Origin of the sequence: Cupriavidus sp. USMAA2-4, from assembly GCF_001854305.1 — a bacterium.
Taxonomy (GTDB): Bacteria; Pseudomonadota; Gammaproteobacteria; order Burkholderiales; family Burkholderiaceae; genus Cupriavidus; species Cupriavidus malaysiensis.
On the sequence record NZ_CP017748.1, the window covers coordinates 3,367,149 to 3,379,443 of the forward strand.

General features: G+C 68.7%; 11 protein-coding genes. 8 read left to right on the forward strand and 3 right to left on the reverse strand.

The window, feature by feature from the left end:
* Nucleotides 1-9 precede the first annotated feature (9 nt).
* Together BKK79_RS14965 and BKK79_RS14970 are read left to right on the forward strand one after the other, a co-directional pair.
* Entirely contained in the window at nt 10-447 is a 438-nt protein-coding gene (locus BKK79_RS14965; protein ID WP_071015064.1) for a DNA polymerase III subunit chi, read from the forward strand.
* Entirely contained in the window at nt 444-983 is a 540-nt protein-coding gene (locus BKK79_RS14970) for a hypothetical protein (protein ID WP_071015061.1), read from the forward strand. Before BKK79_RS14965 ends, BKK79_RS14970 begins: the two co-directional genes overlap by 4 nt.
* A 130-nt stretch (nt 984-1,113) precedes the next feature.
* On the opposite strand, the gene ilvD is transcribed toward BKK79_RS14970, so the two are convergent.
* Nucleotides 1,114-2,787: a dihydroxy-acid dehydratase gene (ilvD, locus tag BKK79_RS14975; protein ID WP_071037943.1), complete on the reverse strand. Its 1,674-nt coding sequence runs from the start codon at nt 2,785-2,787 to the stop codon at nt 1,114-1,116.
* A 159-nt stretch (nt 2,788-2,946) separates the two neighbouring features.
* Between ilvD and BKK79_RS14980 the strand changes: the two genes are divergently transcribed.
* Nucleotides 2,947-3,954 carry a LysR family transcriptional regulator gene (locus tag BKK79_RS14980; protein ID WP_071037944.1) on the forward strand — a complete coding sequence of 336 codons (1,008 nt, stop codon included), beginning with the start codon at nt 2,947-2,949 and terminating at the stop codon, nt 3,952-3,954.
* Between the two features lie 7 nt (nt 3,955-3,961).
* Nucleotides 3,962-4,783 (forward strand): prolipoprotein diacylglyceryl transferase, encoded by an 822-nt coding sequence (gene lgt / locus BKK79_RS14985; protein WP_071015053.1) that lies wholly within the window; start codon nt 3,962-3,964, stop codon nt 4,781-4,783.
* 250 nt (nt 4,784-5,033) lie between these two features.
* Here lgt and BKK79_RS14990 read toward each other — a convergent pair whose 3' ends face one another.
* Nucleotides 5,034-6,077 carry a M48 family metallopeptidase gene (locus BKK79_RS14990; RefSeq protein WP_071015050.1) on the reverse strand — a complete coding sequence of 348 codons (1,044 nt, stop codon included), beginning with the start codon at nt 6,075-6,077 and terminating at the stop codon, nt 5,034-5,036.
* Between the two features lie 16 nt (nt 6,078-6,093).
* Complete coding sequence (locus BKK79_RS14995; protein ID WP_083384139.1) at nt 6,094-7,173, reverse strand: YjgN family protein; 1,080 nt, start codon at nt 7,171-7,173, stop codon at nt 6,094-6,096.
* An 823-nt stretch (nt 7,174-7,996) separates the two neighbouring features.
* Here BKK79_RS14995 and BKK79_RS15000 point away from each other — a divergent pair.
* The 4 genes from BKK79_RS15000 (at nt 7,997) to BKK79_RS15015 (ending at nt 12,220) form a co-directional block, all read left to right on the forward strand.
* Nucleotides 7,997-8,680 carry a GntR family transcriptional regulator gene (locus BKK79_RS15000; protein WP_071016555.1) on the forward strand — a complete coding sequence of 228 codons (684 nt, stop codon included), beginning with the start codon at nt 7,997-7,999 and terminating at the stop codon, nt 8,678-8,680.
* A 70-nt stretch (nt 8,681-8,750) separates the two neighbouring features.
* On the forward strand, nt 8,751-10,193 hold the full coding sequence (locus tag BKK79_RS15005) for a malonyl-CoA decarboxylase domain-containing protein (RefSeq protein WP_071015047.1): 1,443 nt from the start codon (nt 8,751-8,753) through the stop codon (nt 10,191-10,193).
* A gap of 169 nt (nt 10,194-10,362) precedes the next feature.
* Nucleotides 10,363-11,361, forward strand: coding sequence for a tripartite tricarboxylate transporter substrate binding protein (locus BKK79_RS15010; protein WP_071015044.1), 999 nt, complete (start codon nt 10,363-10,365; stop codon nt 11,359-11,361).
* 76 nt (nt 11,362-11,437) lie between these two features.
* Complete coding sequence (locus BKK79_RS15015; RefSeq protein WP_071037945.1) at nt 11,438-12,220, forward strand: enoyl-CoA hydratase/isomerase family protein; 783 nt, start codon at nt 11,438-11,440, stop codon at nt 12,218-12,220.
* The last annotated feature ends 75 nt before the right edge of the window (nt 12,221-12,295 follow it).

Genomic DNA, 12,295 nt, shown 5'->3' on the forward strand with positions numbered 1-12,295 from the left:
CAGGGGCCGATGACGCGCATCGACTTCCATAGCAACGTGCCCGACAAGCTGGGCTACGTCTGCCGGCTGGTGCGCAAGGCCTACGGCGCGGGGCTCAAACTGGTGGTGCATGGCGTGCCGACACAGCTGGCCGAACTGGACGCGCGCCTGTGGACCTTCTCCCAGCTCGACTTCCTGCCGCACTGTGGCGCCGAGCACCCGCGCGCGGCAGTCACGCCGATCGTGCTGGCCGCCGGCCTGGAGCGCGTGCCGCACCACCAGGTGCTGATCAACCTGACGGCGCAGGCGCCGGAGCAGTTCGCCAGCTTCGAGCGCCTGATCGAGGTGGTCGGGACCGATTCCGCCGACCGCGCCGCCGGGCGCGAGCGCTACCGCTTCTACCGTGAGCGCGGCTATGCGCTCACCCACCACGATGTCGGCCAGCCCAAGGGGCAGGAGTCCGCATGAGCGAACGCACCACCTCGCGGGTGATCCCTCCCGCCAGCGCCCACGACAGCATTCCGCTGCTGACCGAGGTGATCGAGCTGCCGCCCGACATCCCGCTGCGCTCGTCGCGGCAGGCGGCGCCGTCGGCCGGCGTGGTCGACACCTCGGGCATGGCGCCGTCCGGACTGGTCACGCAGGTCGGCGATACGGGGGCCGAGGACGATGGCGAGGCGGTCCCGCCGCTTTCGCAGCCGGTGCATGCGCCGGTGGAGGCGATTGCCGGCGCGTACGCCGCGCAACAGCAGGTAGCGGCCGGGCCGGCGGGGGACGAAGAGCTGCGCGCCATGCGCAGCGAACTGCTGACGCGCGTGATGATGCGCTTCCGTGCCGAGTGGCCACAGGTGGTGGAGGCGCACACCGAAGCCACGCTGCACGCGCGCCTGGCTCCCCTTACCGCCCAGCTCGCCGCCGAGCTGACCCGTTCGCTCGAGGCCAGGCTGGTGGAGTGGCTGGATGCCACGCTGGAGGAGATCGAAGGCGATCCGGGCGGCTACTGAGCCTACTGAACCTATTGAACCGGAGTCCATTGAGCCTGAGTCGATCGAGCCGGCAGCAGGCGGTGGCAGGTAGCAGACGAAGAAAGAAAAAGCCCGCATGCGGGCTTTTTCTTCGTTGCGGCACCCCGGTTCAGTCCGTTACCGCCCCCTTGCTGGCGGTGGAGGCCAGGCGGGCGAACTTGGCCAGCACGCCACGCGTATAGCGGGGCGTGGGCGGCTGCCAGGCGGCGCGGCGGCGCGCCAGTTCCTCGTCGCTGACGTTCAGCTGCAGCACCAGCTTGTGCGCATCGATGGTAATGGAATCGCCCTCGTGCACCAGCGCGATGGTGCCGCCCACGTAGGCCTCCGGCGCGACGTGGCCGACCACCATGCCCCAGGTTCCGCCCGAGAAGCGACCGTCGGTGATGAAGCCGACCGACTCTCCCAGGCCTTTGCCGATGATGGCCGAGGTCGGTGCCAGCATCTCCGGCATGCCGGGGCCGCCCTTGGGGCCGAGATAGCGCAGCACCAGCACGTCGCCGGCCTGGATGCGGTCGCCCAGGATGGCGTCCATCGCGCTCTGCTCGTCCTCGAAGACGCGCGCCGGGCCGGTGATGACCGGATTCTTCAGGCCGGTGATCTTGGCCACCGCCCCCTCTTCGGCGAGGTTGCCCTTGAGGATGGCAAGGTGGCCTTCCCGGTACAGCGCCTTCTCGATCGGCAGGATCACGTCCTGGTCCGCGCGCGGGGTGTCCGGCACGTGTTCCAGTTCCTCCGCCAGCGTGCGCCCGGTGATGGTCAGGCAATCGCCGTGCAGCAGGCCCGCCTTGAGCAGGATCTTCATCACCTGCGGAATACCGCCGGCACGGTGCAGGTCGGTCGCCACGTACTGGCCGGAGGGCTTCAGGTTGCAGATCACGGGCACGCGGCGGCGGATGCGCTCGAAGTCGTCGATGCTCCATTCCACCTCGGCCGAATGGGCGATGGCCAGGTAATGCAGGACCGCATTGGTCGAGCCGCCGGTGGCCATGATCAGCGAGACGGCGTTCTCGATCGAGCGGCGCGTGATGATGTCGCGCGGCTTGATGTCGCAGCGGATGGCCTCTACCAGCACGCGCGCCGATGCCGCAGCGCTGTCGACCTTCTCCTGGTCGGGATTGGCCATGGTGGAGGAATACAGCAGCGACATGCCGAGCGCTTCGAAGGAGGAGCTCATGGTGTTGGCTGTGTACATGCCGCCGCAGGAGCCGGTGCTCGGACAGGCATTGCGCTCGATGCCTTCGAAGTCCTCCTCGCTCATGCGCCCCGCGGTGAACTCGCCCACCGCCTCGAAGGACGAGACGATGGTCAGGTCCTTGCCTTTCCAGTGGCCTGGCCTGATCGTGCCGCCATAGACATAGATGCCCGGCACGTTGGTGCGCGCCAGCGCCATCATGCCGCCCGGCATGTTCTTGTCGCAGCCGCCGATCACCACCACGCCGTCCATCCACTGGCCCTGGGCGGCCGTTTCGATGCAGTCGGCGATGACCTCGCGCGAGATCAGCGAGTACTTCATGCCCTCGGTGCCCATCGACATGCCGTCCGAGATGGTCGGCGTGCCGAACACCTGCGGGTTGGCGCCGGCCTCCTTGAGCGCGCCGATGGCGGCGTCTGCCAGGCGCTGCAGGCCGGCATTGCACGGCGTGATGGTGGAATGGCCGTTGGCGATGCCCACCATCGGCTTGTCGAAGTCCTCCTTCCTGTAACCCAGCGCGTAGTACATCGAGCGGTTGGGCGAGCGCGCCACGCCTTGCGTGATGTGCTGCGAGCGTTTGTTGTCTGCCATGGCGGGGATCTCCGGGGACGTAAGGCTCTGCGCGGGGCGCACGGGGATGTTGTGTGGCAGACAGCATGCGACTTGCATTTTTGCCTGTCAAATATATTATTCGATCCCTATTGAGTCGAAATCCATATCAATGATCGAGGATCGGAAGGAGCACGCGAGGTGGACCTGCGCCAGTTGCGCTATTTCGTGACGGTGGCGGAGGAGCTGCACTTCGGCCGTGCCGCCCGTCGCCTGGCGATGACCCAGCCGCCGCTGTCGCAGCAGATCCAGGCACTCGAGGAGGAGATCGGAGTGCCGCTGTTCCAGCGCACGCGGCGTTCGGTGGCGCTGACGCCGGTCGGCCAGCAATGGCTGCCGGAGGTGCGGCGCGTGCTGGCCGATGCCGCGGCACTGCCCGGCCTGGCGCAGCGGCTCGCGCGCGGCGAGCTCGGCTCGCTGGCGCTGGCCTTCGTCAGCACGGCCGACTACGGCATCCTGCCGGACCTGCTGCGCCGCTTCCGTGCCCGCCATCCCGAGGTGCAGCTGCAACTGCGCGAGGCCACCAGCGACGTCCAGTTCGAAGCGCTGGCCGAGGGCAGCATCGATGCCGGCCTGGTGATCCGCCCCCAGATGGCGGCCCTGCCGGCCGGCCTGTCCTATGTGCCGCTGATGCGCGAGCCCCTGGTGCTGGCGGTGCCCGAAGGCTGGCGCGGCCGGCGCGACAGCCTCGGGGGCGAGGCGCCCGTGTCCTTGCGCGAGGTGGCGAACGAGCCACTGATCATCTTTCCGCGCCGCAGCGCGCCGGCGTTTTATGACATCATTACGGGCTGCTATGCGCGCGAAGGCATCCATCCAGCGATCGCGCAGGAAGCCATCCAGATGCAGACCATCGTCAGCCTCGTGTCGGCCGGCATGGGCGTGGCGCTGGTACCGGCCTCCTTGTGCAACCTTCGCCGTACCGGTGTGTCCTACCTGCCGCTGCACGGCGACCTGCCGCCGATCGAGACCGGCCTGGCGTGGCGCGCGAGTGGCGCCGGCATCGGTCCGGTGCTGCGTGCTTTCATCGAGATCGCGACCTCGCCTGCCATCGGCGTGTCGCACGGGGATGGCATAAGCAGCGCAAAGACGGCGCCCGCGCGGCCGCAGACCCATTCCACCGACCCCGCCAACTTCCCGCGACAATCCTGAACCCACCATGCTGATTCATCCGCAATTCGACCCGGTCGCCATCCACCTGGGCCCGCTGGCCATCCGCTGGTACGGCCTGATGTACCTGGTCGGCTTCATCCTGTTCCTGGTGTTCGGGCGGCGGCGCATCCAGCAGCCGCAGATGGCGGCGCAGGGCTGGAACGCCAAGGATCTCGACGACATGCTGTTCTTCGGCGTGCTCGGCGTGATCCTGGGCGGGCGGCTGGGCTATGTGCTGTTCTACAAGCCCGAGTACTACCTGAGCCATCCGCTGGAGATCGTGCGCGTGTGGGAAGGGGGCATGGCCTTCCACGGCGGCTTCCTCGGCGTGATCATCGCGATGTGGCTGTTTGCGAAGCTGAGGCACCGCCACTGGATGGAGGTGACCGACTTCATCGCGCCGATGATCCCCTGCGGCCTGGCGGCCGGCCGCATCGGCAACTTCATCAACGGTGAATTGTGGGGCCGGCCGACCACGCTGCCCTGGGGCATGGTCTTCCCGCAGGCCGGCGACAGCATCCCGCGCCATCCTTCGCAGCTCTACCAGTTCGCCGGCGAAGGCGTGGCGTTGTTCATCATCCTGTGGCTGTTCGCGCGCAAGCCGCGGCCGATGGGCGCGGTGTCCGGCCTGTTCCTGGTCGGCTATGGCAGTTTCCGCTTCCTGGCTGAATTCGCACGCGAGCCCGACAGCTTCCTCGGCCTGCTGGCGCTGCACCTGTCCATGGGCCAGTGGCTGAGCCTGCCGATGATCGTCGCCGGCCTCCTGATGATGGTCTGGGCCTATCGCCGCCAGGCGCGCGCGGAGGCGGCCGGGGTGTCGCGCGGCTGAAGGCGGAGGCTCGGGCCGCGTCCTTCGTGCCTCCTCGGCAAGCCCGCGTTGCCCTGCCTCAATCGTGCGCGGAGCCGGCCCACCCGAAGTCCGCCCTAGTTCGTATTAAGTTCGTCCTGAGTTCGCGGGCAGGCCCGCGCCATGCGTTGTCATGAGCGCCCGCAAGGCCCCAGCCTTGCGGCGCTTCGTTCCCGGCCGCGCGTGACGTCTCGATAGACTCAGTTGTCCAGCGAATTCAAGAAGCAGGACGCTAACGCGCCTCGCGCAGCGCGGCGATACGCTCGCGCGTAAGCGGGTGCGAGGAGAAGAAATCGCTGCCGCCTTCGTCGGCGGTGCCGGTCGCAGCGGAGGCGGAAGATGTGGCGGAACGGGCGCCGTGCGCATCTTCCAGGGCCTGCAGCACGTCGGCGAGCGCAGCCACCCGCAGCTGGTTCGCGCGCATGACCTCGACCGCGTAGGCGTCGGCCTCGCGCTCATGCGTGCGCGAGTAGCGCAGTGTCAGCAACGCCGCCGGCGCGCTGGCCAGCACCGAAGAGAAATCACCGAGGAAATAGGCCGCCACCGCGCCCACCGCCGAAGCCTGGATCAGTTGCTGCAGGCCGTGCCGGCGTGCCACATGTCCGGCCTCGTGCGCCAGCACGCCCATCAGGCCCGGACCGGTGCCGGCCAGGCGCACCAGTTCGTCGGTGACCACGATGGTGCCGCCCGGCAATGCCAGGGCGTTGGCCCCCAGCCGCCCGCCCTGGCGGAACAGGATGCGATAGCGGTGGCCGGGGTCGGCCGGCAGGCGCAGGGCGGCAAAGTCGTCGCGGATGCGCTGTTGTTCGGCCGCCGGCAGTTTCGACGGTGCAACCCATCCTTCATCGAGGCTGCGCAGCGCGGCCTGGCCGATGCTGTCCTCGAGCGCGACCGGGACCGACCTTGCCAGCCGGGCCGCGGCCCAGGGCAGCAGCAGGGTATAGGACAGCACCAGCACGGCAAGCAGGCCCAGCAGCGCTGCCGTGGCCAGGCGCCAGCTGTTCTGCGCCCGCACCACCCAGCCCTCGCGGTGGCCGGTGGCGGCCAGAAGCGCGTCGAAGGCGGCGTGGTCGGCGATCTCGCAGTGCGCGCCGTCGGCGAAGGTGACCAGGCGCGGGGCGCGCCGCACTCGCTCCGACACGCGCAGGGCGGACAGCGGCTCGCGGCGCAGTTCCGTGCCCTCGCTGTCGCGCAGCACGGCCTGCTTCCCGTCCACCGTCAGGCTGGCAGGCTGCGCGCGGGAGGAGCGCCCATCGAAATAGGTGGCGGCGACCATGGCGGCGGCGGCGGGCTCAGAGGGCGATGTCGATGTCGTACCAGTCCACCGCCGCATCGCCCAGCGCGCCGACCTGCTCGGCCTCGCCGGCGACGAAGCTGTCAAGCGGCCCGGCTGCCAGCAGGGTGACGCAGGCCAGGCGGTAGCGCAGCGCGCGCACGCGGGCGAAGGGCGCGAACAGCCCGAGCGTCAGCACGATGCCGACCAGGTTGCTCAGCACGAGGCAGAAATAGCGGAACGCACCGACTTCGCTGCGGAAGCGGTGCGGGCCGAGCGTGGTGTGGTTCCACACCAGGTTCTGCAGCCGTGCCAGGAAGAAAGGACCTATCGCCAGCGAGGCAACGTAGAAGGCGCCCACTGACAGCGCCGTAGCGAGCATGGCACGCTGGGGCCCATGACCCAGCAGCGAACCGAGGCCGACGCCGATGGCGATGCCGCATAGCGCGGCGATCACGACCAGGCCCAGCATCATGGCAAAAGTGCGCAGGTACACGCCGTAGAACGCGCCCGCATGGGCCGAGAAGGCAAAGGGTACGGTGCCGTAGCGGGTATGCTCGTGCTGGTACTGCTTGAAGCGCTGGTGGGCCAGCGGCGCCAGCATGCCGAGCGTGGCCGCCGTGGCGAGCGGCCACAGCAGGAAGACCCGGTAGCCGCCGGCATCGCCGCCGGTGAAGGCGAAGCGCAGGCCGCGGTAGCTCGAATTGGCCAGGCGGAAGCGCAGCGAGCGCACCAGCAGCGGCGGGAATACCAGGACCAGGGCCAGGCCCAGCAGCAGCGGCAGCCACACGGAGAACTGGCCGGCCATATTGAAGGCCAGCATCAGCACGAGGACGATGGCGCGGCCTTTCAGGATCGCCAGCGGGCGGCCGTGATAGTCGAAGGTGGCGCCGTCGAGCTCGGTGTTCCGATAGAAGTACTGCAGCGTGCGGACCTTGGCCCAGGCCGAGTAGATGCCCAGCGTGACCACGCTGAGCAGCGCATTGACGATCCAGATGCGGAAGTACTCGGAGCCGGACCCGGTAAAGCGCAGGGGCAGGGCATGCGATGTTGCGGGCGTCTCGTGGTCCGCGGCGATCGTGTCGGGGCTGGATGACATGGTGCGTTCCTCTGCCTGACTGGCGGTTTCGGTAAACGGGCGCAGCCGGGCGGCAAGGGTTGCATGGATGCAACCGATTGGATCGCTGCAGGAGCGCCGGTGCGCGCACATTGTCGCACCCGGTGGACGGTGCTGGACGGAAAACAGTCGTTTCCGCTGTTGGAAACTTCTCACTTGCCGCGTCCGCGGGCGTTGCAGCATAGATACATGTTGTTACATATTTATCTGTTTGTAACAACTTGGCGCGGCCTTCCCCCAAGGAAATCAGGGGCTTATGCACCCTGGCACGCGAATCGCTAAGTTACCGCTACAACAAACGAGACGCGCAGGGAGCAGACCGCGTCCACACTCATCATCATTGGAACGGGGACGCGCCCCGGCAACGGAGCGCATTGCGGTATGACGGGGGTAGGTGCCGGGCCGGCATCGCATTGCACGGCCCACGCCAGGTCCGGCCGCCGAGCCGGGCAGCGATGAACGGGTGAGCACTTGTGGGCGCGGGCGGATGCCGCCGGGAGGCGGTATCCGTCCCGCCTTCTGTTCGCTGTGCTTGTCTGGCCACCCTGCTTCGCATCACTTTCTTTTACCGTCTCTTCCCGCCTTCTTCCATCTTGGCTCGAATCCGCCATCCAGCCTGCGCCCGCGGCGCGGAGCTGTCCGGATCCTGGTGCGCTGCATCATCGAAATCGCTTGCCGGATGTCTGGCGTTATTCATAATTATGAATTATTGCGCCTGAGGCACCGCATCGATGCGGTGCGGCGGGCAGAGCCGCACGCGGGCATGCCGGCCCGCGCAGCCTGGCGCGACACCGGGGGAAAATCCGTGCGCATCGTGCAGCAAGCCCTGTATCTCGAAGTCGCCGAGCGGCTGCGCGCCATGATCGGCGAACACGCCTTGCCCTCGGGCGCCTGGATCGACGAAGTGGCGCTGGCGGGCGAACTGGGCATCTCGCGCACGCCGCTGCGGGAAGCGCTCAAGGTGCTGGCGGCCGAAGGTCTGGTGCGCCTGGAGCCGCGCCGCGGCTGCGTGGTCAACGAACTGTCCGAGCAGGATCTGGACGAGATCTTCCCGCTGATGGCGCTGCTCGAAGGGCGCTGCGCCTATGAGGCGGCGCGCAAGGCCAGCGCCGCCGATCTCGACGCGCTTGAGGGCCTGCACGCTGAACTCGCAGATCACGCGCGTGCCGGGCGCATCGATGCCTACTATGAAACCAACTACCAGATCCACGAGGCCATCCAGCGCCTCGCCGGCAACCGCTGGCTGAGCGGACTGATCAGCGACCTGCGCAAGGTGCTGCGCCTGTCCCGTCACAAGAGCCTGAAATTGCCGGGCCGCATCCAGGAATCCTGCGCGGAGCACCTGTCGGTCTTTTCAGCGCTCAAGGCACACGATCCCGAAGGCGCCGAGGCGCTGATGAAGACCCACCTGCTGCGCCAGCGCGCCGCGCTCAAGACCCTCGACGCGGAGGCGCCGCACGTGCCGCCGGCCCGGGCGGCGCAGGCCTAGCTGCCCTGCCGCGAGGTTTCCATTCCTCCCCTTCCTTCATTTCCTGCAACGCACCGACGACAGGCATTCCATGAGCTCTCTCGATACTGGCGACAAGGATATCGGCGGCACCACGGTCAGCGCGCCGCTCAGTGAAGGAGGCGCCCCGTCCGCCTCCCTGCTTTCGCGCTTCGGGCGCTGGTGGCAGCGCAAGGACGCGCCGGCGCGCACGGCGCCGGCCGAGGCTCAGCCGGAGCTGCTGTCCACGCGCGCGCAGCGCCGTCAGCGCGAGCAGTTGCGCCTGTGCTTCGACGCCCGCCTCACCGACAGTGCCGCCAACGCGGCGGCACAATCCTGGCGTGCCGAGTACGAGGCGGCCTCGGAAGCGTTGCGCCAGGCCATGCTCGCGGTGCTGGCGGAGGTGGCGGCCAGCGGCAGCACCGCAGAGCCCGAAGGTGGCAAGGGGGGCACGGCGCTGTCGCAGGCCCTGTCGAACGCGCGCATCCGCTTCTTCAAGCGCATGGCCGCGCTGCATGGCCAGCCGGGGCCGGACGGCTCGGCGTGCGGGCTGCATTTCCTCATCGCACTGCGCGCCGACATGCTGCGCTGGCATAAGCGCATGCCCGGCCTGCGCGCGCTCGACGAGGACCTGGAGGCGATGTTCTCCAACTGGTTCGACGTCGGCCTGCTCGAGCTGCAGCCCATCACCTGGGACTCTCCCGCGTCGCTGTTGGAAAAGCTGATCCGTTATGAGGCCGTACACGAGATCGCCTCGTGGGCCGACCTGCGCAACCGTCTCGATTCCGATCGCCGCTGCTACGCCTTCTTCCACCCGCGTATCCCGCGTGAGCCGTTGATCTTCGTCGAAGTGGCCTTCGCGCCCGAGATGTCGGCCAATGTGCAGGCGCTGCTCGACGAGGCGGCGCCCCTGGAGGACCTGCGCCGCGTCAAGTGGGCCATCTTCTACTCGATCTCGAACACGCAGGCGGGTCTGCGCGGCGTCAGCTTCGGCAACTTCCTGCTCAAGCGCGTGATCGAGGAGTTGCAGCGCGAGTTTCCCAAGCTCAAGCAGTTCGCCACGCTGTCGCCGATCCCGGGCTTTGCCGACTGGCTGCGCAAGCAGGACAGCGCCGCCGTGGCCACCGTGCTGGGCGAGAAGCGCCTGGCGCGCTGGCGCGAGCGCCATGGCGGCACGCCCGCCGACGGCGCAGGCTGGGTGGCCGCGCTGACTGAGTGCGCCGCCGCCGGAGACGAAGCGCCGGCACGGGAGGCGGGCATGGCACTGGCCGCACATTTCCTCGTGCGCGAGCGCAGCCGCGAGGCGCCGGCCGATCCGGTGGCACGCTTTCACCTGGGCAACGGCGCTTGCGTGGAGCGCCTCAATTGGGCCGCCGATCTCTCCAAGAAAGGGCGGGCCCAGTCCTGCGGCATGATGGTCAATTATCTCTACGTGCCCGACGCGCTCGACGACAATCTGGCGCGCCTGGGCGAGGGCAACCCGCGCATGAGCCGCGCGGTGGCCAAGCTGTTGTAGGCCGGCAAGGGGCCCGAGACGGGTCGCGGCTCGTCTCGGGCGTGCCCACCGGTGTCTGCAGCTGGTTTTGGTTTTGGCGGTTCGCGGTTGGCAGTTGGCAGTTGGCAGTCGGTAATCGGTAGTCCGCAGTGCAACGACAAGAACGACCATAACGATGCGAGGAGACAAGATGATGCAACGCCAGTCGAGACTGGGCGCGCGCGTGGCCGCGCTCGCCGCCGCGGGGGCCGCCTGCCTGGGCCTGGCCGCGCCGGCGGCACAGGCCGAAGCGTGGCCGGCCAGGCCGGTCACGGTGATCGTGCCATTCCCCGCCGGAGGCGGCACCGATGCCTTCGCGCGGCCGCTGACCGCACAGTTGTCCAAGCAGCTCGGCAAGCAGTTCGTGATCGACAACCGCGGCGGCGCGGGCGGTACCGTCGGCGCCAGCCTGGCGGCCAAGGCCGCGCCGGACGGCTACACCTTGTTCATCGGCGGTGCCCACCATGCGATCGCGCCGTCCTTCTACAAGAAGCTCGACTACGACATCGAGCGCGACTTCGTGCCGGTCACGCTGATCGCGCAGCCGCCGCAGGTGATCGTGGTGAATCCCGCCAAGGTGCGTGCCGGCACGCTGGCCGAGCTGGTCGATTTCGCGCGCAAGAATCCCGGCAAGCTGAACTACGGTTCGGCGGGCAACGGTTCCGCCCACCACCTGGCGGGCGAGCTGTTCAAGCTGCAGACCAAGACCGATATCGCGCACGTGCCCTACAAGGGAGCCGGCCCCGCGCTGTCCGACCTGATGGCGGGCCAGGTCGACATGATGTTCGACGGGCTCGGCTCCTCCGCGCAGCACATCCGCTCCGGCCGCATCAAGGCGCTGGCGGTGGCCGCGAGCAAGCGCTCGGCAGCCTTCCCCAACGTGCCCACCGCGGCCGAGGCGGGTGTGGCGAACTATGATGTCTCGACCTGGTACGCGCTGTGGGCGCCGAAGGGAACGCCGCGCGAAGTCGTCGAGCGGCTCCATGCCGAAGTGGAGAAGGCCTTGAATACCCCTGAACTGAAGCAGATCTGGCTCAACAACGGCTCCGAGACGCCGGCCTACACGCCGGAGCAGTTCGGCAAGTTCCTGCATGCCGAGGTGCGGCGCTGGGCCCAGGTGGTACAGCAGTCCGGCGCCACCATCGACTGATGCCGGTGGCTACCATGCAGAAACCGCTCTTGCCGTGCATCGCATGCCGTCCCGTAACGCAGGCGGGAGAGCGCCGATGAGCGGCCATGTCACCCTGGCGCGCGCCGGGCAGGTCGCGACCGTCACGCTGTCTCATCCTGGCAGGCTCAACGCGATCTCGGCCGCGATGTGGCGCGAGCTGGCCGCGGCCTTTGCCACGCTGGCCGGGGAGCGCGCGCTGCGCTGCGTGGTGGTGCGTGGCGACGGCGGCCATTTCGCCGCCGGTGCCGACATCGCCGAGTTCCCGGTGGAACGCGCCGACACCGCCGCCGTGCGCCGCTACCATATGGACATCATCGCCCCGGCCCTGGCTGCCGTGGCGCATTGTCCGTTGCCCACCGTGGCGATGATCGAAGGCGTCTGCGTCGGCGGCGGCCTCGAGATCGCCTGCCATTGCGACCTGCGCGTGGCCGCTGCCGACGCGCGCTTCGGCGTGCCCATCAACCGGCTCGGCTTCCCCATGGCGCCGGGCGAGCTGCAGGGATTGCTGGCCCTGGCGGGGCGTGCGGTCACTCTGGAGATCCTGCTCGAGGGACGGGTGTTCGGCGCGGCCGAGGCCCAGGCCAAGGGGCTGCTGACGCGCGTGGTGGCAGCGGACGCACTGGCCGCCGAGGTCGAGGCCACGGTGGCCCGCATCGCTGCCGGCGCGCCGGCAGCGGCCCGCATCAACAAGGCTACCATCCGGCGCCTGGCGCCACAGCCGGAGCCGCTCTCCGAAGCCGAGCTGGCGGCGCATTTCGCCTATGTGCCGGGGCACGACCATGCCGAGGGCGTGGCCGCCTTCCTGGCGCGCCGGCCGCCGCGCTTCACCGGCGACTGACAGCGCCGCGCGCCGCGCAGGGGAGTCATCTGCTATTGTCCTTTTCCGCTTCCCGTTCTTCTTCCGCACCTCCTT